The organism is Psychrobacter vallis (assembly GCF_904846715.1).
Taxonomy (GTDB): Bacteria; Pseudomonadota; Gammaproteobacteria; order Pseudomonadales; family Moraxellaceae; genus Psychrobacter; species Psychrobacter vallis.
Genome location: NZ_CAJHBU010000001.1, coordinates 1 through 23,103, shown reverse-complemented (window position 1 = coordinate 23,103; position 23,103 = coordinate 1). Strand labels below are relative to the sequence as shown.

The 23,103-nt window shown below is 42.3% G+C and carries 22 protein-coding genes and 1 pseudogene; 13 read left to right on the top strand and 10 right to left on the bottom strand.

Features of this window, described 5'->3' with window-relative positions; genetic code table 11:
* The first annotated feature begins 77 nt into the window (after nt 1-77).
* The 4 genes from JMY02_RS00110 (at nt 78) to hrpA (ending at nt 6,355) form a co-directional block, all read left to right on the top strand.
* Nucleotides 78-872 (top strand): metallophosphoesterase family protein, encoded by a 795-nt coding sequence (locus JMY02_RS00110; protein ID WP_201593973.1) that lies wholly within the window; start codon nt 78-80, stop codon nt 870-872.
* Nucleotides 873-956: 84 nt separating this feature from the next.
* Nucleotides 957-1,550: a DUF1543 domain-containing protein gene (locus JMY02_RS00105; protein WP_201593971.1), complete on the top strand. Its 594-nt coding sequence runs from the start codon at nt 957-959 to the stop codon at nt 1,548-1,550.
* Nucleotide 1,551: 1 nt separating this feature from the next.
* On the top strand, nt 1,552-1,869 hold the full coding sequence (locus tag JMY02_RS00100) for a hypothetical protein (RefSeq protein WP_201593969.1): 318 nt from the start codon (nt 1,552-1,554) through the stop codon (nt 1,867-1,869).
* A gap of 352 nt (nt 1,870-2,221) precedes the next feature.
* On the top strand, nt 2,222-6,355 hold the full coding sequence (gene hrpA, locus JMY02_RS00095) for an ATP-dependent RNA helicase HrpA (protein WP_201594403.1): 4,134 nt from the start codon (nt 2,222-2,224) through the stop codon (nt 6,353-6,355).
* Nucleotides 6,356-6,490: 135 nt separating this feature from the next.
* On the opposite strand, the gene JMY02_RS00090 is transcribed toward hrpA, so the two are convergent.
* Entirely contained in the window at nt 6,491-6,820 is a 330-nt protein-coding gene (locus tag JMY02_RS00090; protein ID WP_201593967.1) for a hypothetical protein, read from the bottom strand.
* A gap of 155 nt (nt 6,821-6,975) precedes the next feature.
* Here JMY02_RS00090 and JMY02_RS00085 point away from each other — a divergent pair, with 155 nt between their 5' ends.
* Nucleotides 6,976-7,119, top strand: coding sequence for a hypothetical protein (locus JMY02_RS00085; RefSeq protein WP_201593965.1), 144 nt, complete (start codon nt 6,976-6,978; stop codon nt 7,117-7,119).
* A gap of 26 nt (nt 7,120-7,145) precedes the next feature.
* On the opposite strand, the gene JMY02_RS00080 is transcribed toward JMY02_RS00085, so the two are convergent.
* The 3 genes from JMY02_RS00080 to JMY02_RS00070 form a co-directional block, all read right to left on the bottom strand.
* Complete coding sequence (locus JMY02_RS00080) at nt 7,146-8,009, bottom strand: hypothetical protein (protein ID WP_201593963.1); 864 nt, start codon at nt 8,007-8,009, stop codon at nt 7,146-7,148.
* A gap of 125 nt (nt 8,010-8,134) precedes the next feature.
* Complete coding sequence (locus tag JMY02_RS00075; RefSeq protein WP_201593961.1) at nt 8,135-8,596, bottom strand: DMT family transporter; 462 nt, start codon at nt 8,594-8,596, stop codon at nt 8,135-8,137.
* Between the two features lie 5 nt (nt 8,597-8,601).
* Nucleotides 8,602-9,036, bottom strand: coding sequence for a DMT family transporter (locus JMY02_RS00070; RefSeq protein WP_201593959.1), 435 nt, complete (start codon nt 9,034-9,036; stop codon nt 8,602-8,604).
* A 97-nt stretch (nt 9,037-9,133) separates the two neighbouring features.
* Between JMY02_RS00070 and JMY02_RS00065 the strand changes: the two genes are divergently transcribed.
* Nucleotides 9,134-10,069: a LysR family transcriptional regulator gene (locus JMY02_RS00065; RefSeq protein ID WP_201593957.1), complete on the top strand. Its 936-nt coding sequence runs from the start codon at nt 9,134-9,136 to the stop codon at nt 10,067-10,069.
* Between the two features lie 249 nt (nt 10,070-10,318).
* Entirely contained in the window at nt 10,319-10,828 is a 510-nt protein-coding gene (locus JMY02_RS00060; RefSeq protein ID WP_201593956.1) for a BLUF domain-containing protein, read from the top strand.
* Between the two features lie 94 nt (nt 10,829-10,922).
* Here JMY02_RS00060 and JMY02_RS00055 read toward each other — a convergent pair whose 3' ends face one another.
* Entirely contained in the window at nt 10,923-11,861 is a 939-nt protein-coding gene (locus JMY02_RS00055; RefSeq protein ID WP_201593955.1) for a DMT family transporter, read from the bottom strand.
* An 80-nt stretch (nt 11,862-11,941) separates the two neighbouring features.
* Here JMY02_RS00055 and JMY02_RS00050 point away from each other — a divergent pair, with 80 nt between their 5' ends.
* Complete coding sequence (locus JMY02_RS00050) at nt 11,942-12,625, top strand: DUF421 domain-containing protein (RefSeq protein WP_021815323.1); 684 nt, start codon at nt 11,942-11,944, stop codon at nt 12,623-12,625.
* Nucleotides 12,626-12,755: 130 nt separating this feature from the next.
* Here the strand turns inward: JMY02_RS00050 and creD are convergent, their stop codons facing one another.
* The 4 genes from creD to pnuC form a co-directional block, all read right to left on the bottom strand.
* Nucleotides 12,756-14,348, bottom strand: a complete 1,593-nt coding sequence (gene creD / locus JMY02_RS00045; RefSeq protein ID WP_201593954.1) for a cell envelope integrity protein CreD — start codon at nt 14,346-14,348, stop codon at nt 12,756-12,758.
* Between the two features lie 160 nt (nt 14,349-14,508).
* The gene (locus tag JMY02_RS00040; RefSeq protein ID WP_201593953.1) at nt 14,509-15,033 is read right to left on the bottom strand and encodes a TIGR00645 family protein; all 525 of its coding nucleotides are present in this window, start codon (nt 15,031-15,033) and stop codon (nt 14,509-14,511) included.
* 41 nt (nt 15,034-15,074) lie between these two features.
* On the bottom strand, nt 15,075-15,683 hold the full coding sequence (locus JMY02_RS00035) for an AAA family ATPase (protein WP_201593952.1): 609 nt from the start codon (nt 15,681-15,683) through the stop codon (nt 15,075-15,077).
* Nucleotides 15,634-16,395 carry a nicotinamide riboside transporter PnuC gene (gene pnuC, locus JMY02_RS00030; RefSeq protein ID WP_201593948.1) on the bottom strand — a complete coding sequence of 254 codons (762 nt, stop codon included), beginning with the start codon at nt 16,393-16,395 and terminating at the stop codon, nt 15,634-15,636. Before pnuC ends, JMY02_RS00035 begins: the two co-directional genes overlap by 50 nt.
* Nucleotides 16,396-16,698: 303 nt before the next feature.
* Here pnuC and JMY02_RS00025 point away from each other — a divergent pair, with 303 nt between their 5' ends.
* From JMY02_RS00025 to dnaX, 5 genes and pseudogenes are all read left to right on the top strand, one after another.
* Entirely contained in the window at nt 16,699-17,844 is a 1,146-nt protein-coding gene (locus JMY02_RS00025) for a beta-ketoacyl-ACP synthase III (protein WP_201593946.1), read from the top strand.
* Nucleotides 17,845-18,105: 261 nt separating this feature from the next.
* Nucleotides 18,106-19,197, top strand: coding sequence for a peptide chain release factor 1 (prfA, locus tag JMY02_RS00020; RefSeq protein WP_201593944.1), 1,092 nt, complete (start codon nt 18,106-18,108; stop codon nt 19,195-19,197).
* Nucleotides 19,198-19,272: 75 nt separating this feature from the next.
* Entirely contained in the window at nt 19,273-19,662 is a 390-nt protein-coding gene (locus JMY02_RS00015; RefSeq protein WP_201593942.1) for a hypothetical protein, read from the top strand.
* Nucleotides 19,663-19,713: 51 nt separating this feature from the next.
* The gene (gene lysS, locus JMY02_RS00010; RefSeq protein WP_201593940.1) at nt 19,714-21,246 is read left to right on the top strand and encodes a lysine--tRNA ligase; all 1,533 of its coding nucleotides are present in this window, start codon (nt 19,714-19,716) and stop codon (nt 21,244-21,246) included.
* Between the two features lie 438 nt (nt 21,247-21,684).
* Nucleotides 21,685-22,939 (top strand): annotated as a pseudogene (dnaX, locus tag JMY02_RS00005) (DNA polymerase III subunit gamma/tau); the annotation flags it as partial.
* Between the two features lie 58 nt (nt 22,940-22,997).
* On the opposite strand, the gene JMY02_RS13760 reads toward dnaX, so the two are convergent.
* Complete coding sequence (locus tag JMY02_RS13760; protein WP_406947700.1) at nt 22,998-23,057, bottom strand: hypothetical protein; 60 nt, start codon at nt 23,055-23,057, stop codon at nt 22,998-23,000.
* Between the last annotated feature and the right edge of the window lie 46 nt (nt 23,058-23,103).

The following is a 23,103-nucleotide window of genomic DNA, read 5'->3' as shown; positions in this document are numbered from 1 at the left end:
GTTGAGAGATCGGGTTTTTTATTTGCTTTTATTCTTAGGCGGTGTATAAGATAGCTATTTGTTAGGAAGTGAAAAATATGGCGTACTCTAATAATAAAGACTTTAGTACAATCGCTGCCATTTCAGACATTCACAGCAATGTCTTTGCTCTTGAAGCAGTACTAGCTGATATCAAACATCGTAAAATCGATCAAATTGTTAATCTTGGTGATATTTTATACGGGCCAATTGCTCCTAAAGCTACCTATGAGCTGCTAATGGCATATCAAGATCACATTATTACCATCCGTGGCAATCAAGATAGGCAAATTTATGAAGCTACTACGGTAGATATTACCAACAATTCAACGCTGGGATTTATTGTCGAAGATTTGCCGCAAGAGGCGGTTGAATGGATGCACTCTTTGCCATTTGATTATCAATTAAGCGAGGATGTTTACCTTTGCCATGGGTCACCAACCGATGACATAGTCTATCTACTAGAGGATATAGAAACGGGCGAGCCAGCAGTCCGTAGCGATGCGACTATTCTGTCATTACTCAATGGTATAGAGAGCGACGTGATTGTATGTGGTCATACGCATATCCCGCGTACAGTTAGACTGTCATCAGGGCAGATGGTCGTCAATACTGGTAGCGTTGGTTATCCGGCTTATGAAGATGATTTGCCGATTGTTCATAAAATGCAAACCTATTCTCCCCATGCCAATTATGCGCTTATTAAATGTTTAGAGACCAAGCAGGGAAAACGCTGGCAAACTGAACATATTAAATTAGCCTATGACCATGAATCAGCGGCTAGACTAGCGTTAAAAAATGGTCGTAAAGATTGGGCGTTTGCTCTAAGAACGGGACGAGTATTGTCTGTATGATACTGTTAAAATATTTTCGGACAAGGCGACAAAGGCCATAAAATAAATACTATCTATGATGGTTTCTAATAAGGACTGCGTAATATGCTAACGCTATATATGGTTCAACTTGGCGGTCGCCCCAAAGGCCGTTTGATTGAACAGCACGATATTTTTTTTGGCGTTGCCAATCATGTCAGCGGGCTAATAGCGGATATTAATAGTCACTGGCCTGAAGTAAAAAATAAGTGGCATATTGACTCGTACCGAGCGATTACCAGAGTTGATAATTATATTATTCGTCTGGTTGAGTCAACTAACCGAACAGAGAATAATTCACATCTAAAGTTATTTTTTATCAACTTAGGTGGCTATCAGCAGGGCAGCTTTGAAGAATTTCATTACAAATTACTTATTGTTGCCACCAGTCAGGCAGACGCTATTAAACAAGCAAAACAAAGCGCGTTTTATAAGCAGTTTACGTTTAAAGATAAAGACTCACCCTTCAATGCCGCCTCGCATATCGATGATAAGTTTGAGGTCGACATAGATGAGATATACAACGTAAACGATCTTATCTCGAACGCTCAGCTTTTGATTGAGCCTATTTGCGATGCAATTAATGACAGTATCAGTACTAGTGAAGATAAAGAATACGTGGGATACTTGAGTATTAAGAATTTAAGGAAGTTATCGTAATATGTCACTAGATATGTACTACAAAATTGGAATGATTCGCAAAAGGCGCTGCCAAATCTCTGATGAGATATTACCCACCTTTTATCAAATTCACGATAATGTTAACTTTCCACAATTGACATGGTTAATTGACAATCTTTATGATAATCCGCAGATTCAACCTGAAACAGCTAGAGCTTTAGCTAATGAGATGGTAGCGTTTGAAAAACTAATACTTTCGTTACATCTTCCTTTTCCTAGGCTGGCACTACAGAAAATACATACCTTTTTTGAGGGAGCGGCTACTAGCCAACAGGTTATTTATACCAGTAGTGACTGACTTTATTGTTTAGGCCATTTATTTAGCTTTGAATGTATGTAACTCAATGCTAATAACCAGGCTACTTCATTTAATACTATTTATTAAATCTAAGAAAGATATTTTATTGCCCAGTGGTTGTGGAACAAAATGTAGGTTCGCAACCAAAAATAACCCGCTTGAATCACACTCAAATTACCCCCATAATCTAAGCACTTTCAAATAATAAATAGCCTAAGTAAATATGCCCAATACTTCCAAGAATAACACTTCAGAAAAATCTACCATGGCGGATAATCACGATACAAATGAGTCAGCGCTACAAGACTATGAGCATTCAGTGATTGAACCAAATAATGAAAGAATATCTTCGATAGATGATACTGCTGATTTGCCAGTGCTTGCCAAAGACAGCTATTTACTGAGTCGTCTTGAGCGAGAGTTAGCACGCGGCGTTGTCGCTAGCAAAAAGTCTAATAGCAATGGTAAAACCAATGACATACTCGCCAAAAAACGTGCTCAATATGACAAAATAAAATCCCGCTCTCAGCAAACAGTACAAGCACGTATCGATAGTATTCCAAATGATTTACCTGCCAAATTAAATTTGGATCTACCAGTTAGCCAACGTGCCGATGATCTCATACAAGCCATCATTGATAACCAAGTCATCATTGTCGCGGGTGAGACAGGCTCTGGTAAGACAACGCAATTACCCAAGCTGGCAATGCTGGCAGGTCGCGGTATCACAGGGCAGATAGGGCATACGCAACCGCGCAGATTGGCTGCTCGCAGTGTGGCAAACCGTATTGCAGAAGAATTGGGCGAACAATTGGGTAATACGGTTAGTTTTAAGATTCGTTTTAATGAACAAGGCACCGCGCAATCTGTCGTTAAACTCATGACTGATGGTATCTTGCTTGCCGAGTTAGGCCATGATCGTTTTTTGAGTAAGTACGATACCATTATCATCGATGAAGCTCATGAGCGTAGTTTAAACATTGACTTTATCATGGGTTATCTCAAAAAGTTACTGCCCAAACGTCCCGATCTAAAAGTCATTATCACCTCGGCGACATTGGATACCAAACGCTTTAGTGAATACTTCAGTCGCTACGATACCAAGCTAAAACGTCAAGTTCCTGCACCTATCTTTAATGTCGAAGGACGTAGCTTTCCGGTAGAAGTGCGTTATCGTCCGCTGACTGATGAGCCCGTAAACAGCTCAGACGATGACAGCTACGACGACTTTGAAGAAAACCTACCTCGTGCGGTGGTTGCGGCGGTCGAAGAATGTTTTGGTGATGCCCAAAGTAAAGGTCATGCCGACCAAGCGGATATCCTCATCTTTGCTGCCACCGAAGCTGAGATTCGTGAGCTACAAGAAGTGCTTGAACGCCATGGCCCCAAGCATACAGAAGTACTGCCGCTGTTTGCACGGCAGACTTACGAAGAGCAGCAGCGTATCTTTCAACCGTCAGGTCGTGGTCGGCGTATCGTGATTGCGACCAACGTTGCTGAGACCGCGTTGACGGTGCCGGGCATTCGCTATGTGATTGATTTGGGTTTTGCACGAATTTCGCGTTATTCGTATCGCTCGCGCGTGCAGCGTTTACCGATTGAAGCGATTTCACAAGCTGCGGCCAATCAGCGTAAAGGCCGGTGTGGTCGTGTCGCACCCGGTGTATGTATTCGTCTATACAGTGAAGAAGACTTTAGCGGTCGTCCTGAATTCACAGAGCCTGAGATTCTGCGTACAAATTTGGCCTCGGTTATTTTACAGATGGCAAATTTGCGTTTAGGCAGTGTCGATGACTTTGCATTCATTGAGCCACCTGATAGCCGCTTGGTAACTGATGGACATAAATTGCTCGATGAATTGGGCGCAATTACAGCCAATAACGAATCTGCGCCTGCCAATAAGCCCAAAGCCAAAAAAGGACTGGATCACCTGCGTCTGACCGCGACCGGACAGAAAATGGCACGCATGCCAATCGATCCAAGGCTAGCACGTATGCTGGTTGCGGGTTCTGATTTTGATTGTATTCGTGAAATGCTCATCGTTGTGGCAGCGCTTGCGGTACAAGATCCCCGTGAACGTCCAGCCAATAAGCGCACCCAAGCGGATCAAAAGCACGCTGTCTTCCGTCAAGATGACTCTGATTTTTTATTCTATTTGAGCCTATGGAAAGCCTTATTTGAAAAAGACGAAGAGGGTAATAAGCTGTCTGGTAATCAACGTAAGCAGTTTGCGAAGAAAAACTATTTGAGCTTTCCGCGGGTGCGTGAATGGCATCAGACGCATCGACAACTGGTGCAGATGGTTACTGAACTGAATCTGACCGATGTAAACGAGACAAAAATTGCTGATAAAGGCACGGCCATAGAAAGCATGACCAGCGATCCTACTGCGATTGATGATGAAGAATTGCGAGCCGTTAAGTATGCCAATTTGCACCGAGCATTGTTAACAGGGTTGCTGTCCATCATTGCACACAAAACTGAAAATCGCGGCGAGTACTTGGCAGCTCGTCAGCAAAAAGCCAAAATATTCCCAGCCAGTACGGTATTTAAACAAATACCACCTTGGGTCATGGCGTTTGAGATGGTGGAAACCTCGCAAGTATTTATGCGTACCGTTGCCAAGATTGAACCAGAATGGATTATCTCAGCGGCAGGTAACTTGTTAAAGTATCACTACTTTGAGCCGCATTGGTCGAAGAAGACTGGCCGCGTCAAAGCCTATGCTCAGATCAGCTTGTTTGGTCTTATTATTATCAGTAAGCAGTTAACCAATTATGAGCAAGTCAATCTCAGCGAGTCACGGGAAATCTTTATCCGCGATGGTTTGGTAACAGGGAATTTAGGTCGGCAAGCGCCATTTTTACAGCATAATATGGACAAAATCGCAGATATTGAGCGCATTGAAGATAAGTTGCGTCGCCGCGATTTGTTGGTTGACGAAGAGTCACTGTATCAGTTTTATGATAAAAAAGTCCCTGAACACATTGCTAGCCGTAAAGCCTTTGAAGACTGGCGTGCTGACGTTGAAAAAACCGATAGCAAGCATCTATTCTTTACCGATGAGGACGTCTTAAACAGCCAAGCCCCGACCACAGGCGATTTTCCGGAAGTGTGGAAGTTAGGTGATCTAAAATTACCACTACGCTATGTCTTTGATCCTGCGAGCGATGACGATGGGGTGACCATTCGTGTGCCACTTGCCGCATTACCGCAATTAGATGCGATTGAGCTGCTGTGGGGCGTGCCCGGTTGGCGTTTTGAGCTGGTATTACAATTACTCAAGTCATTACCAAAAGATATTCGCCGTCAGATTGTACCGATTCCTGATACGGCCGATAGCTTGTTTGATGAATTGCAGCCTGCTGGTGGTCAAGGTCTGTTGAAGCAGCTTTGCCAAGCGCTAAATCGCCGCGGTATTATGTCAGTGACGTCAGAGAGCTTTAACCCATCGGCGATTGACCGTTACTTACAACCACAAATCTGTGTGGTCGATGATAAAAACCGTATCATCGAAAAAGGTCGTGATTTGCAGACGTTACAGATTCGTCATGCCTCAGAAACCAGTCAAGCTGTGACCGAGCAACAAGGGGTGCATACAGAATTTCCTGAGCATTTCGCCTTTAGCAAAAACCATCATAGTGCAGGCGTCGTGATGAAGCAATTTGCTGCGCTCGTTGCTGATGAGGCAGGTGCAGCGGTATCAATTCATCAATATACGGACGTCAATGCAGCATTGCAAGCGCACCGTATTGGTGTCTTAACCTTAATCAAAAGCAAGCTTGGTGCCAAGAAAAAGCAGCTGACCAGTCAAATTGACAACATATTCAAGCTGGCATTTGCGCCACTCGGTGATATGGAAAAGCTTAAAACCATCGTCATTGATGCGGCATTAGATGCGGTGCTTGAAGAACATTATGTGTTATTCGATCATAGTATGGATTTACCTGAAAGTGCCGATAGTATGGCAGTCGGTTTGGCAGAGGAGCTGCCCTTTACGCCAGAGGAATATCAGCAAACCTTAGAAGTGGTGGCTGGCAACTTCTTATTGACGGGACAAAGCGTGATAAAAACGCTCAAAAACGTCTATACCCGCTGGCAGCGTATCCGCCAAGGGTTATTGATGCTTGATCGTGAGATATTCGGCGAATCTATCGAAGATATTGAAGATCAGTTAGAAGATTTGCATTTGGCTGATTTTGTTTATCGAATGGATTATAGCCACTGGCAACAGTATCCGCGCTATCTTGAAGCGTTAGAGATTCGCCTTGAGCGCCTCGAGCACAATCTGGATGCTGATCTTGATGGCGTTTATGCGCTGGATTTACATATGGAGCGGCTGGCAGGGCGTGCGGACAAAGAAGCCATCAGTGAATATCGCTGGATGGTGGAGGAGTACCGTATTCAGCTATTTGCGCAACCGATGAAAACCCGTATGGCAGTATCGCCCAAACGTCTCAGTAAAATGTGGGATAAGGTGGGTTAAAATCAGAAAGTATTTTTGATTTTTTAGGCTGGATTGGTCATTGCTAATCCAGCCTTTTTATTTGAAAAGATTAAAATGGGTCTGATATTCATAAATAGTTTCTGTCAGTGTCATGGTCGAATGTTCAAACTTGCTCTAATGACTGATATGCTCTGTCAGCACGCCCACGCTATAAAATATAAATCCAATCACAGTGAGTGCCACGATAAATGGTGTAAATACCCAAATGACAATATTAATCAACATTGAAAGTAATAAGCCATTGAATAATACATTTTTTGATGTAAAAAAATCTGTCATCGCATCGATGGCACGTTTAGCGATGGGAAATAATAAAGTGCTGAGCGCCAGCATATAAAGATACTTGCTAAAGCTTGGATCACTCATAACCACCATAAAGTAAAATACTAAGAAAAAAGTGACCGCTAAAGCCCAGCATTTGAGAGTGTAGCTTAAATACATCATGTCGGTTCCTCCATAATTCTTCTTATGAGCGTGCATAGAAAAAAGAGTACCTCTTTATATTCTAAATATCGAATATAATATATGTTATATTATGAATGTATGCATTAAGTCAACTGTTTTTTTCTTTTTATCCTTATTGTGGCTAACGATAATCAATGGAACAAGACCGAGACATCAGTAGTGATAAGATTTATAAAAATGTGACTGGCACTAAAGTAGGAAAAAAAGACAATAAAAAATCCAGTGTTAGACGTTTTATGCAAACATCTAACACTGGATATATGGTGCCTTTAGCCTAAAACGAATACACTGGGCAAATGGCGGATTAGCTTTCTAATTGATCGATCATACCTTGGTATTTCTCTTTTTTCTCAACAAGCTTACTGCGTTCTTCTTTTGCATTAGGCACTGATTCTTCAGAATCTTCCACCTTTTTATCAAAGGCCTCTAATTCAGTATCTACACCAACTAAAAGTTTGTTTAGTAATAATGCAACTGCCTTTTCAGAAACCCCATGAGTCATACCAGAAGCTTCAGACTTAAGGTCGTCTTTAAGCTTAGCAGCCCACTGATAAATATTGGCTACCGTAGCACTGTACTTGTCATCTTTATCAGACTTATCGCTGTCTGATTTGTCATCATTAGCATTATCACTATCGGATGACTTGTCAGATTTATTGTCATCTGACTTATCATTTTTGTCAGACATAAAGTCATCTTTGAGTTTAGTAGCCCATTGATAGATATTGGCTATCGTCACGCTCTTATCAGACTTGTCATCTTTATCAGACTTGTCATCTTTATCAGACTTGTCATCTTTATCAGACTTGTCATCTTTATCAGACTTGTCATCTTTCTCAGACTTGTCATCTTTATCAGACTTGTCGTCTTTCTCAGACTTGTCATCTTTCTCAGACTTGTCGTCTTTCTCAGACTTGTCGTCTTTCTCAGACTTGTCATCTTTCTCAGACTTGTCGTCTTTCTCAGACTTGTCGTCTTTCTCAGACTTGTCGTCTTTCTCAGACTTGTCGTCTTTCTCAGACTTAGCCTCTTTATCAGACTTAGCCTCTTTATGATCAGAATGATCGTCATCCAAAATGACATCATCACCCTTTACAACTTCTACAGACGTGACAGGGCTGTTCTTACGGGTTTCTGGTGATTCATTTTCTACGTTATTATTTGACATGATTTATGACCCTTTTTAAATTATTCATTGAAATATATCAATAATTGATACTAAGCCAGTCACTTCTTTTATTCAGTATCTTAATGTAAATAAAGGGCCTAAAATCGTAATATTTAACCATATTACTACGCAATTTTGGGTTTAGACTTACTACTAGAGTGAATGAAGTAAAGGGCAATCGCCAGACAAATCAAAGCACTGATGCGACTGCCAGAAAGGCTAATTGCCTCATTTCCCAACCAACCAAAGTTATCAATGAGTACACTCATGCTCAGCTGCCCAAAAATAACGGCCACGGTTGCGACAGCAGTACCAATACGTTGTACTGCAACTACCATAATGACAATATAAGGAACGCCGCACAACGCGCCCAAAAGCTGCCATTTCGGTACATCCATCAGTGTAACAGGATGATTTGGTTCAAAGAAGAAAATAAGTAAGGCCGTTACGACAGCGCCTACAGAAAAGGTTAAAAACGCACTTTTGAACACGCCCACGTTGCCGCCAAGACGACCATTTAACGCTGCTTGAACACTTAAAGTAGCGCCGCCAACTATTGCTAATACAATCATCAAAAAAAGTGTCATTTATTTTACCCCTTTGCCATAAAGAACAGTGCTGCAATAATAAAACATAAAGCAATAATTCTTCTCTTATCTATCTTTCTTTCTGTGGTGCCAAATAGACCGTAATGATCGATTATCAAACTCTTAGATACTTGTCCTGCAAGTATGCCAATCATGGTCATCGCCACCCCAATGACAGGCGTCACCACCGTTAATATCACAACGTAAATAGGCCCTAAAATGCCACCCACAAGCAATAAAGGCGGCTGTGAAAAGAAGGAGGGGCTGTCTCGTGGACTAAAAAACAACATTAAAAAGAATGTCAGAGCTGCACCCACACCAAAAATAGTCAGTGTCGCCCATAACTCGCCAACTTGACTGCCTAAAGGGCCAAGTAGACCTGCTTCCACAGACAGACCCATGCCGCCTAACACAACTATAAGTACCAATAATATTTGCATGAAAAAATCCTTAATGAGCAATAGCGCGTAGTCTACAGCAGCTTGTGCTCACGAAAAACGCTATAATGTGGAAATGACCTTTGCATAAGTTGCACAAATGAATACGGTAGATAGCATCAGCATAAAAACCTTACTTTTTTACATCAGTGTTTTTCATGCTCAGAGTTTTTCGGTGGTGGCTCGAAAAGAAGGGGTGTCGGCATCCAAAGTGTCGCGTATTATCAAGCAACTAGAAGACTCGTTGGGGCAACAGCTTTTTTATCGTAATACCCGTGCCGTCATTCCAACTGAAGCGGGTCGCGTGTTTATGATCTATGCACAGTCCATGACCGAAAGCATGGACGCGGCAAAAAAGGAGTTGCAAGATAGGACATTAGAGCCGGGTGGGTTACTAAGAATCAATGCTCCCGTATTTTTTGGCCAACGACACATTGCACCTTGGCTACCACAGCTTAGTGCTCAGTACCCCAAATTACAGATAGATTTGACGTTGACTGATGACTTTATTGATCCTCATCATGATGCGACAGACGTTATTTTTAGAATTGGAACTTTGAATGACTCGGCCTTTCATGCACGTATTTTTGGCGAGCAAACCTATCATCTTGCCGCGACCGCAGAGTACATCAATAGACATCCTGAATTACAAACGCCTGCGGATTTGATCGACCATCAGTGTTTGGTCTATAAGGGCTCGTCAGGAGCAAATCGTTGGCTCTTTAAGATGAAAGGTGAGGAATGGACATCTTACTTAGCCCCTGCATTATTAATGTCGAATAACGCAGAAGCCTTATTGGTGTCAGCGCTCAAAGGTATGGGGATTGTATTGTTTCCTGATTGGCTAATTGGTGATCATTTAAAGGACGGTACATTAGTGAAATTACTGCCCAATTATAATACCGCCGTGAAAACAACACCCCAACATATAGCGGCTATCTATCCCAACACACGTCACGTTTCACTAAATGTTAGAACATTGATTGATTACTTTGCGGACGTGTATGGAAATCCGCTTTATTGGCAGCTGCATTAAAAATAATCATTGGTACAGTCATATAATATTTGGATGGATTCTTATAAAAAAAGGATTGGTATATTGGTCGATGTCTGTCGTCATTGTTTGCAGTGTTACTGCAATAGACTTGATAAAAAGAGAAAAATTCGTTAAAACTTATTAAATAGGTTTTATAAAATGCTCAAATGCAGAATGAGTTAGCCTTGTCGTGATCAACTATTTGATACGTTATTTAATTAAATTTTAGCCAAGCCACGGGAGATTTTTATGGAGCAGTCTGAGCCTTTAACAAAAGGAGCCTCAAATATGCCTCAAGGCGAGCATATTATTTTACGTTTGACTTATGTTAGCCGTCATAACGCGAATAACAAAAGTGTTGAAGTGACCCGTATCCTTGCACAAGCACATAGAAATAATCAGCGCAATGGTATTACCGGTGCTTTAGTAATCAGTGAAGATTATTTTCTCCAAAGTATTGAAGGTCCAAGACCTGTTATTAATGAGTTGTTGAGAAAGTTATTCAAAGATGAAAGGCATTTTTCGTTACAAGTTATAGAATGTAATGAAGTTGAACAGCGACGCTGGGGTAAGTGGTCAATGAAGCATCTAAGTCTCAGCGATCAGGATAGAGAATACGTGCGTAAGTTTTCGGTAGGCACCAACTTTGATCCTTATCTAATCAATAGCGCACAAATCATAGAGTTTATTGAGATATTATCAAGAATTGAAGAGGAAAAAGAAAAGCATAAGTCTGAAACAAAACATCGTAGTTTTTGATATGGCAGTTTGACTGAATGTTGTTGATAAGGGTGAATTGATCGTTTATTGCAAGGGCAATAGACAAAACTGTTGTTGTCGAGTATTAGTCGGTCTACATTATTTTTTTAGTTGATGCTATCGGTACTTTTTTATTTAAAATAAATACCAAAACAGCGCCTAAGATGACTGCGCTTGCTACAACGAACCGCATCGTTAATGGCTCAGATAGAAATACCACGCCGAGTGTCGCTGCAAGCACGGGCACGCACAGTTGTACAACGGCAGCTTGTGTGGTTTTTAATAAAGGCATTGCGGTATACCAAATACTGTAGCCCATGCCAGAGGCGATCGCCCCTGACACAGATGCTAGTACTATTCCCTTGGTTGTTATATGGTCTAAACTGAAATTATTGATGGCTACATCACCCAGATAAATTCCTACAAATGCCAGTATCGGAATCGCTGTTAGACTTCTAATAAAATTAAAACCTGTGGCTCGTAGCGGTGACACGCACGATTTACCGCGTATACTGTACACGCCCCAAGCCACACCACTCATGACCATGAGTGTCGCAGCCATCAGTGAAGGGACAGCGGCTGAAGGTAGCATTAAATAAATAAATCCTATTACTGCTACGATAAATGCCATCCATTGCAAAGGGCTTAATTGCTCTTTTTTGTAGATACCCCAACCAATCATAGTGAGCTGAACAGCTGAAAATAGAATCAACGCGCCTGTGCCAGTGTCAAGTGCCACATAAGCAATCGAAAAGCACAATGCATAAACTACCAAGCTGATGCTGCTCAACCAGCTGCCTTTATCGTTTAAAATGGCCTCCGTCGAGATGATACTACCAAGCTCTGCTGCTTGACGCCGTAAGTGGTAAGTATGGATTGTCATGATAATACCCAGACAGGCGGCAGCACTTAAGAGCCGAATGATGGTAAAGCTCCATGCATCTATATACCCCTCTGCCAATGCCATTCTACAAAACAAAGAGTTCGCGGCAAATGCAACCAATGCAATGACGGTATAAAGCGTGGCTTTCAAAATAATTCCTACAATTGGTAAGTGATTTTTCGCATAAAATACGCGAACTTTTTCTTAAATGATACATAGGAAACAAAAATATGGATTGGGCAAGTATTTTTATTTACGACACGACTTGGGCGTTTGCCGTTGAAATTTTAATACGTGTCATAGTGATGTTCGTGCTGATTATTACGTGTTTACGGTTCACAGGCAAGCGCGGTGTCCGTCAACTGTCTATCTTTGAGCTGACGATTATTTTATCTCTAGGATCTATCGCTGGTGATCCTATGTTTACTGAGGACTTGCCGATTATTCAGGCAGTGCTTATTATGAGTATCGTTATCTTCCTTTATCGTTTGTGCACTTGGGCTATGACGAGTTTTCAGGCGTTTGAAAATCTTTTGGAGGGTCAATCGCTTTATATTGTAGAGGAAGGTAAGCTGGTACTTGATAAGATTAAAAAAGGCAAAATGTCACATGATGAATTTTTTGCTGAAATGCGCCAACAAGGTGTTGAGCATCTGGGGCAAGTGCGTACTGGACTGTTAGAGACAGATGGTAACTTTAGTGTCTTGTTATATGCACCTGAAAAAACTCGCTATGGCATGCCGCTTTTCCCCAAACAATATCAGCCAGTCGAAAAGATAGAGTCAGGGGTTTATTACGCGTGTATGCATTGTGGCTATGTGGATCATATCTCTGAGCCCGACCAGCTCTGTGAACGTTGTGAGAACAACTGTAAAGAATGGGCGAAGGCGTTAAATAGTCAGATTGTTAGATGATAATGAATGAGATGATAGCTATATTGAATTATCTATGAGTAGATCGAGCGGTCTTATGTTGGCAGTTTTAGCCAATTATACCAACGTAAGACAGCCCTAGACTAAACGTCTTTAACATACCCTAACTGAGTTAGGCAATTTTATACCAATCAATTTTACGAGTCATGACCATCACGCAAGCGAGTAGGACAAAACAGAAGACAGCACCAAGCAATAAATTCATATCTTCGGTGGTTAATATACCGAAAAACGACGCATACAATCCTGCCAGTGTGAAAGTAAAAATCGCCGCTCGCTTGACGCCGCCCAGTACATAATAAGCATACCAACCAATGAGCCCAACACACGCGCTGGCAGCAATGGCATATGCTTTCCAAAAGACAATTTGCTCAGCAAGTGGTAATAGTAAGACATAGAAAACAAACAGCGCACAACCGACCAACAGATATTGAATAGGGTGGATGCGGCTAGATTTAATGACTTCGAATAAGAAGAAAGTGCCAAATGATACTAAGATTAATAATAAGGCATATTTCATCGTTCGTTCAGTTTGTAAATACACGTCATTAGGCTCAGCAAAACTCACACCAAAGCTGTTCAGGCGCACGTTTCTATAGCTATCAGGTATGGCATTACCTTCTGCTGTGGAAGCGCCTTCTATTGCTGTAATCGCATCATCAGAAGCCATTGACTGGCTGTTGCTATCGAGAGTGGCTTGACTGGTGACAATACATCGGTTGTTAGCGAGCCTGACACACTGCGACAAATCTTGATTGTTGGCTATTGTTAAATACTGATTTTGCCAACTGGCTTCAAAACCTTTAGCAGTGAGTTTTTTGGCAGTAGGAAGCGCCTTACCAATAAAGTTTGGCGCATGCCAATTACTGTGCATCGTTAAGTTAAAGTTTTGTCCAGTCGGCACGGTGTTTACATTGCTAATACCAGCTAACGGTAAATCAATGACGATTTCTGTACTGGTTAGTGACTCGCTAGCACTGTTCGTAGCAAGGGTGTCATTGCCATTCTGCTGGCTCGTTATGTTTTTTACTGAACGCTGTAATATATCTTGCGGAATAGCTACTTCTACATAGGTCAGATTTTTCAGCAGTGCTGTCTGAGGGTAGGTCGCTTTTATCGGTTTTTTATCAATGGTCACCGTTGGCAGAGTCGCAACGCCGCGCAGATCTGATACTGGAATAATCAATTTTGCTGCATTCCAGTGAATGATGGTTTTTTCTGGCTTTGTGTTATTTTTATTAGCGGGTGTACTGACAGAACCTTGTGTGTCACTAGTCGTGCTCGTATTGTCATATAAGCTGCTGATGGCTTGATCAAATGTATAGCGTTGGTCAAATGTCAACGCACCATCATAACTGGTCGCATGATAGATGCCACGTTTGTAGGTATCAGTGCTGACTTCAAGATCTTGTATGGCTTGGGTCTGACTGGCAAAGACAATTTCATTTTTTGAGTAGGATGGTGCACATTTATTGGTTGTTTCTAATGCTGCAATCTGGCATTCAGGCGTAATTGTGGTAGGAATGATGATAAATGGAGTGATGACTTCTTGCGGATTGACGTGCTGCTGGGCAATTTCTTTGACCACCGACGCAGCATAATTTTGTCGTTCGTAGATGACCGAGCCAATCATACCGAGACCGATGGCAAAAATAATACAAAGCCCGGCGATGATGGACAATTTAGTCAATAGTGTTTTTTGCATGAAAGCTCCTCATATGAATCTTTAGTCCAAAACTGTGTATATAACAGTCAGTAGGTTCAAAGAAGAGCATAGAGGAGGAATGAAGAAAAAATATGTAAGAACGATGGAGAGTATGTGGAAAAATAAGCCTTAGTATTTTCTGATATTAGTATTTTTAGCATCAGTGCTTTTTAGTATCGCCAACCACTTTATCCATTATTGCAAACAGTAAACCAGATAAGACAAAAGTCATATGGATAATCACCTTCCACATTAGTTTGTCCGCTTCTGCATCGCTCAATTCATCAGGAATATCCATAAATGATTTTAAAAGATCAATAGCAGAAATAGCGACGATGGCACCAATGACTTTTAATTTGAGACCAGAAAAATCTACTTTGCCCATCCAGCTAGGTCGATCAACGTGATCGCCCGTGTCAATTTTTGAGACAAATATTTCATAGCCACTAAATATGATTATTAATAATAAACTGGCTACTAAGGAGAGATCGACTAATACCAGTATATTAACAATAACATCTGATACAGAAGCGTTCACTACAGTAGTGAACATCATGAATGTTTTTTGAACGAACTTTATAAATAATAAAATAATTCCTAAGACCAGCCCTAAATAAAAAGGTGCTAATATCCAGCGGCTGTTAAAGATGGTTTTTTCTAAGTAGCGTTCAAGGTTTTTTAGCATGGATATCTCTTAAGATTTCTAAAAATAAAAGGATAAATTGTCTACTTCACAGATGATATATTAGCCATTTCAGCAAGCCATTCAATCACTTGTTGTACGCGCTCGTCTCTATCACCACCTATGCGATGAAACGGCTTTTGGTGACGGGTCAGCTGATTTTCAAAATAAGCACTGATTTCATCACGTTGATGGGGACTGTCACGCAGGTCATCTGCCACCCATGGGACATCAACGTGAGTCAATAGTATCAGATCATAATGATGCGCCAATGCTGCATGAGTTAACGCTTTTGGGCAGTCGCCATAATACCAGTTGGCGTAAACCATCAGCTCAAACAGACTGGTATCACAAAACAAATAATGGTTGTGATCGGTTTTAGCTGCTTGCTCAGCGAGTTTGTTTTCTAAATCAATTTGACCTTGCGCAATAGGAAGTAAATCTTCCCACGTACAGGTCAATTGCTCGTTATCCCATTTCGTTTGTAGGTAAGTACGCATGTATTCTGAAACCCAAGGGCTGCCGAAATGGCTCGCCAAATCACGGCACAGCGTGGTCTTGCCAGTACTTTCTGCCCCTAATATCGCCACATTGACGACAGATTTAGGCGTATGCTGGATGAGATTGGAGGCGATAGCGACGTTGCCATTCATAATAAGCCCAGATTGCGATAAAAGTAAAAACGATATATTGTAGCGCGGTAAAGGTGAGGCCTTTATAAAAGTACAAAGGGACGGAGATAGCATCGGCAATTATCCAAAGTATCCAATGCTCAATTTTACGCCGCGCCATGAGCCACATCGCCATTAGGAATAAGGCAGTAGTTAGCATATCGGTATAGTCAACCCATGTAAATAAATGCAGACCAAGGGTCGCACCATCGAAGCTAAAACCATTATTAATCACTGGCCGAAAGTAATAAACGCCCGCGACAAAGGCGATAGTCGCCGTGGCTAGAGCTGCTAATATCGGTATGTCTTTTGCATTTAGGTGAGCCACCTCAATAGTAGGTTGGGTCTCCACGCCTGTTGCTGGCTGGTTTTTCTGTTGTCCAGTTGGATTGATATGATCTTGATATTGCTCACATTCTTTATCTTTTTGACTTTTCGACCAATTCACCCAGCCATAAATGCTCATGACGGTGTAATAGGCATTGATAAACATGTCACCAAACAGCTGCCATTTCCATAACAGATAAACAAAAATAGCGGTGCTGACTAGGCCAATAGGAAAGACCAAAATATTGGTTTTGCTTGCAAGCAGGACGCTTGCCACACCGAATATGACCGCAATTAACTCAAGCACTATGAATAGGGTAGAATAATCAGCATATTGACCAAATAACCAGTGAACAAGTTCTATCATTACATTCCCAAATGTGAGCATCGATTGTATTTAGTAGAAAATAGTATTTAGCAGAAATCAGGCGAGTTGATGGTCACCGAACCGTACTAATTATAACGTAGCTGTCCCAAAATGAAGACATTCTTTGCTTATTTTTCACAGCAAACAGATTATTTGTAACAAACTATTAGAAAAATAATAATATTCAGGCATAATAAAGGCACTGATTTTTAGTTTACAGTTATTCACTGAAATCAAACGACTGTTATTTTCCCATATTTATGCTTATCCCAAGCCCTATAGTAGTAGACAAGGAAGCTTATCATGACGACTTGTATCACAGGCACTGGCCTGTATATTCCGCCTTACAGCATTAGTAATGAAGAATTGGTAGAGTCATTTAACCAGTATGTTGAAAATTATAATGAAAAGCATGCTGATGAGATAGCAGCAGAGACTGTTACGGCACTTCAACCTTCATCAGCAGCCTTTATCGAAAAGGTATCTGGTATCAAATCACGTTATGTGATGGAAAAAGACGGTATTTTAAACCCTGAGATTATGGCACCCGTTATTGCTTACCGTAATTTGGGCGAAGAGCTGTCTGTCATGGCAGAAATGGGTGCTGCAGCGTTGAAAGACGCACTGGCTGACGCAGGGCTTGAGGCCAATGATTTAGATGGTATTATTCTTGCTTGTTCAAGCTTTCAGCGCACTTATCCTGCCGTTGCCATCGAAATTCAAAATGAGATTGGTATGGTCGGCGGTTTTGCTTACGATATGAACGTCGCCTGTAGTGCGGCAACTTTTGGTCTATCACAAGCGCATGGTTCTATCGTGTCTGGTCTTGCCAAACGTGTCGCTGTGGTCAACGTTGAGATTACCTCAGCGCATCTAAACTGGCGCAATCGTGATAGCCATTTCATTTTTGGTGATGCAGCGACGGCTTCTATTGTTGAAGATTTAGATACGCCAAGAGGCTATGAAATCCTTAATGCTAAGCTATTTACAGAATTTTCGACAAATATCACCAATGAATATGGGTTTATGGATCGATCAGAGTATTTGGCAGCGCAGACTGAGATGTATGCTGATATCAATGAACCTGTTACACCTAAGTTATTTTTGCAAAATGGCCGTAAAGTCTTCCGCGAAGTCTGTCCAAAAGTATCAGAGATTATCACCGAGCATTTGCATGAGAATGAACTGCAAGCCAGCGATGTGAAGATGATGTGGCTACACCAAGCCAATGCCAACATGCTTGATCTGATATTGCGTACAGTAGTTGGCAAAGACGCAGATAAATCAATTGCGCCAAGCGTTATTGCTGAGTTTGCCAATACCAGCTCAGCCAGCCCGATGATTGTTTTCCACCGCTATAAAGATGAGTTGGCATCAGGTGATTTGGGTGTTATTTGCTCGTTTGGCGCTGGTTACTCAATCGGCTCGGTACTGGTTCGTAAAGTTTAATTTTTATCCTAAATTTTTTGTAGTAACCAAAATAGCTAAGAATGTTCTTAGCTATTTTTTTGTGCCAGTATTTTTTGATGAGTAGCGTGTTATAAACATAAGATGATAGGGATAACAATATGTCGGTACAAAGAGAGGTGCGAGGTTTATGCTAGCCCGATTACCCACAATAACGACAAGATTGCTCAGAGGTTTTAATTTACCCCGAAAAATTTGCTATAATCACGCTCTTATTCCTCTTATCTAATTAAAAGTCCTTTTATGAAAGAATCCTTACGCCTGCGTTTAGACCAGATGGTAGACCGTTATGAAGAGGTCACCGCCTTATTATCAGATCCTAGCGTCATCAGTGATAATAATAAATTCCGTGAACTGTCTGTCGAACACAGCGACTTGATGGACATCACTACTTTATGGCAGAACTATGTGCGTGCAGAAACGGATCAGGCCGATGCAGAGGCCATGCTAAAAGAAGCCTCAGATCCTGACATGAAAGAGATGATGATCGAGGAGATTGATAACGCACGTGATACCATCGTAGAGATGGAAGAAGCGCTCAATCTCATGATGCTACCAAAAGACCCCAATGATAAAGTCCCTGCATTTTTGGAGATTCGTGCTGGTACAGGCGGTGACGAAGCGGCAATCTTCTCTGGTGATTTGTTCCGTATGTATCAAAAGTACGCACAGACTCAGGGCTGGACGGTGGAAGTGCTGTCAGCCAGTGAGGGTGAGCACGGTGGTTATAAAGAAATTATTACTCGCGTCTCGGGTAATAGCGTCTATGGTCGTCTCAAGTTCGAATCTGGTGTGCACCGTGTCCAGCGTGTGCCTGAAACTGAAAGCCAAGGCCGAGTTCATACGTCAGCCTGTACCGTCGCTGTCATGCCTGAAGTTGAGATTGATGATACGGTTGATCTTAACCCAGCAGACATTCGTTTTGATACCTTTCGCTCATCAGGTGCGGGTGGTCAGCACGTCAACACCACGGACTCAGCTGTACGTTTGACGCACATTCCCACCGGTACCGTGGTAGAGTGTCAACAAGAACGCAGCCAACACAAAAACCGCGCCCAAGCCATGAAAATGCTGGTATCCAAAATTCAGCAAGTTAAGGTGCAAGCGCAGGTTGATGCCGCCGACACCATACGTCGTGATTTGGTAGGTAGCGGCGATCGTAGTGAGCGTATTCGCACTTACAATTTCCCGCAAGGGCGTATGACCGATCATCGAATTAACCTAACGTTGTACAAGCTCGATGCTATTATGGAAGGCGACTTGGATGAGATCCTTGATGCGCTATTGCGTGAGCATCAGGCTGACTTGATGGCCAGTATCGGCGGTGACCAGTAATATGTTATTAGTGAGTGCAGCAGCAAAAACCAGTATTGTCCTAAATCGATCCATATTTTACCTGTGAGCACTATTATGAATAATCGTCTAGCTTTATTTTTTATGGGTTTGTTTTCTTTATTGTTTATATCTGCCTGTCAGACACCAGCAATGACTAGTGAACAAAGCGACGCCACCTATCCCTCCAAAAGCGTAGAGATGCTGGCAAAAGAATGCCTTGCAAAAGGTGGTAAGTACACCAAAGAAGGTAGACTACAAGCATATCGCTGTGTACAGCAGTTTTCAGATGCCGGAAAATCTTGTAGTGATAGTTCTGAATGTCAAGGCAAATGTACCAATTCGGATACTGCTATTGAGGCTGGCACGGCAAACGTAAAAGGAACGTGCGCGGCCAATGATAGCCCTTTTGGTTGCAGTCAAACCATTGAAGGTGGCGTTGCTAAAGGATTTTTGTGTGTAGATTAATCTTATAAATTTTTAAATATAAAAACTAACTTATCAAAATTTGAGAGCGTTATGTCAAAAGCCAATAATCAAAATCAAGACCAAACTCCAGTACAAGATACCAATGAGCTGATTGCACAGCTGCAAGCCAAGCTAGACGATATCAGCGCGTCAGGTAAACAGCCGTATCCGAATACATTTAAACGTACGGATTATGCGCAAGATTTACAAACGGCTTTTGATGGCGTCTCAAAACAAGAAATCGAAGAAAAGGCTGCTAATGGCGAAAAAACACAAGTAAACGTAGCGGGTCGCGTCATGCTCAACCGTGGATCATTTATTGTGATTCAAGACATGACGGGCCGTATTCAGCTATATGTGGCACGCAAAGAGCTTGATGACGAGACGCGTGCGAGTATTAAGTCACTAGATTTGGGTGACATCGTTGGGGTGTCAGGTTATATCGGTCGCTCGGGCAAAGGCGATTTGTATGTGCACATCGAAGAGATCAGTCTTCTGACCAAATCCTTACGTCCCATGCCGAATAAGTTTCATGGTTTGGCTGATGTGGAAGCTCGGTACCGCAACCGTCATCTTGATTTGATGACCAATGAGACGACGCGTGATACGTTTATGATTCGCAGTCAAGTCATCAGCGGTATTCGCAAGTTTATGTTGAACGAGCGCTTCATGGAAGTCGAAACGCCCATGATGCATCCTATCCCAGGTGGCGCGGTAGCACGTCCGTTTGTGACCCATCATAATGCCTTAGATATGCCGCTTTATTTACGTATTGCACCTGAGCTTTATCTCAAACGCTTGGTCGTTGGTGGTTTTGAAAAAGTATTCGAGATTAACCGTAGTTTCCGTAATGAAGGCGTATCGACCCGTCATAACCCTGAATTTACCATGATTGAGTTTTATCAAGCGTATGCTGATTATCATGATTTAATGGACTTGACCGAGCGCTTATTTAACGAGTTGGCGATGGATATCTTGGGAACCACTGAGATCACTTATCAAGAAGAAGCCATTAGCCTAAAAGCACCATTTGCCCGCCTGTCTATGTCGGATGCGATTGCAACCTATGCAGAAAACTTTGATATGGCGCGTATCAACGATCGAGAGTATCTAGCAAAGTACGCAGCAACAACCCTTAAGCAACAAGTCAAAGATGTCTTTGGTGTGGGCAAATTACAGACCATTATTTTTGAAGAAACCGCTGAGCATCAATTACGCCAGCCAACTTTTATTACTGAATATCCAGCAGAAACGTCACCATTGGCACGCCGTAGTGATGACAACCCTGAGATTACCGATCGCTTCGAGCTGTTTGTCGGCGGTCGTGAATTGGCTAATGGCTTTAGCGAGCTTAATGATCCAGCAGATCAAGCAGAACGCTTCCGCGGGCAAGTTGCTGAAAAAGACGCGGGCGATGATGAAGCCATGCATTTTGATGAAGAGTACATTGAAGCATTGTCTTATGGTTTACCGCCGACGGCTGGTGAAGGTATTGGTATTGATCGTCTAGTGATGCTATTAACCGACTCTGCTAGTATTCGTGATGTAATTTTATTCCCACATATGCGCCGTAAACATGACTGATAATTAGTCAGTCTTTAATCAAAATGGCTTGTTGTTCGTGAGATAAGCTATTATAGAATCAGTAAGAAGTCAGACGAATGCGCTGGCTTTTTGTTAGGGGCTGTATAGAATTCACAAATAGGCACTGCTGATCGCTAAGACTGTTCCAGACAAGGCGTAAGTCGATGATAATGTTAATACCTTAGCGAGACTTACAACACCGTATGGGACAGTTTTAGCATCAGCCCCACTCATAAAAACAGGGGACAGGACTCTTTTTTGCCGCTTCTGTGTTAAAAATAGCCGTATAGAATGACTATACTTACTATTTTTACCTTCGAACCGCCTAAAAAATAGTCTCTGTCAGTGCCATGGTTGAATTCTATACAGCCCCTATAATAAGCATTCGAAAAATATACTTAAAATACGCACTTTAACTACTTGGCACAATGGATCGCTATGTCGCAGCAATATCAGGTTTTGGCTCGCAAATATCGTCCCAAAAACTTTCATGAGTTGATTGGGCAAACGCATGTCTCGCAAGCGTTGATTAATGCGATTGATTATAATCGTTTGCATCATGCCTACCTTTTTACTGGGACGCGCGGTGTGGGCAAGACGACGATTGCGCGTATTTTATCTAAATGTTTGAATTGTGATACGGGTATCACCAGCACGCCTTGCGGTGTGTGTGATAACTGCGTAGCCATCGATCAAGGGCGTTTTATCGATCTCATCGAGATTGATGCGGCCTCTCGTACCAAAGTTGAAGACACACGCGAGCTGCTCGACAATGTGCCTTATGCGCCCAGCCAAGGGCGTTATAAAGTATATCTCATTGATGAAGTGCATATGCTGTCGACTCATAGCTTTAATGCGCTACTAAAAACGCTAGAAGAGCCGCCGGAGCATGTGAAGTTTCTGCTTGCGACGACTGATCCACAAAAATTACCAATTACCATTATATCTCGCTGTTTGCAATTTGTGCTGCGCCCGCTGCCGCAAACGCTACTTAGCGAGCATTTGGCAAACATCCTTACCCAAGAGCACGTCGCGTACACACAGCCTGCGCTTTGGCAGTTAGCCAGTGCAGCAAAAGGCTCGGTACGGGATGCCTTGTCATTGACCGATCAAGCCATTGCTTTTGGCCAAGGAGCGCTGGATGATGCTACTGTCAATGCGATGCTTGGTCTGATTGATGCCGCGGATTTGGTGCGTTTAATTACAGATATCTATAACCATGACAAATCTGCCGTCGCCGCTCATATTGAGCAAATGCGGGCGCAGATGGTCGATGCCACCAGTATGTTTGATGGACTCGCTGAGCTATTACATCAATTGGCTTTGACTCAATTATTGCCTGACGTTGCCCTCAATGTGAATGAGGCACAGGCACAAGATATCAATGCGCTTGCACAGCATATCAGCCCTGATGTATTACAGCTCTATTATGAGATTGTTGTGCAAGCCCGAGAAGGCGTAAAGCTTGCCAGTACGCCAATGCAAGCGCTCGAAATGTGTATTTTGCGTTTATTGGCCTTTCGTCCGTTACCTGTAGACGAAATACTTAGCCCTACCTATGAGCATTCTGGTTCATCTGAAAAAACACCAGCGATAGAACATACGCCTTCTGCGCCGCAGCCTTCAAACGTTCAGACGCATCTGGCTTCAGTGCCACCATTACAGCCTTATGATATCGATTATCAAGCCCAAAGCAATGAGGCGTTGAAAAATGCCAACTATGATGATAATGAATCAAGCATAGATCAGGTTTATAGCCAAAAGCCTGAACCGATTGTTGAGCCTGAACCGATTGTTGAGCCTGAACCGATTGTTGAGCCTGAACCGATTGTTGAGCCTGAACCGATTGTTGAGCCT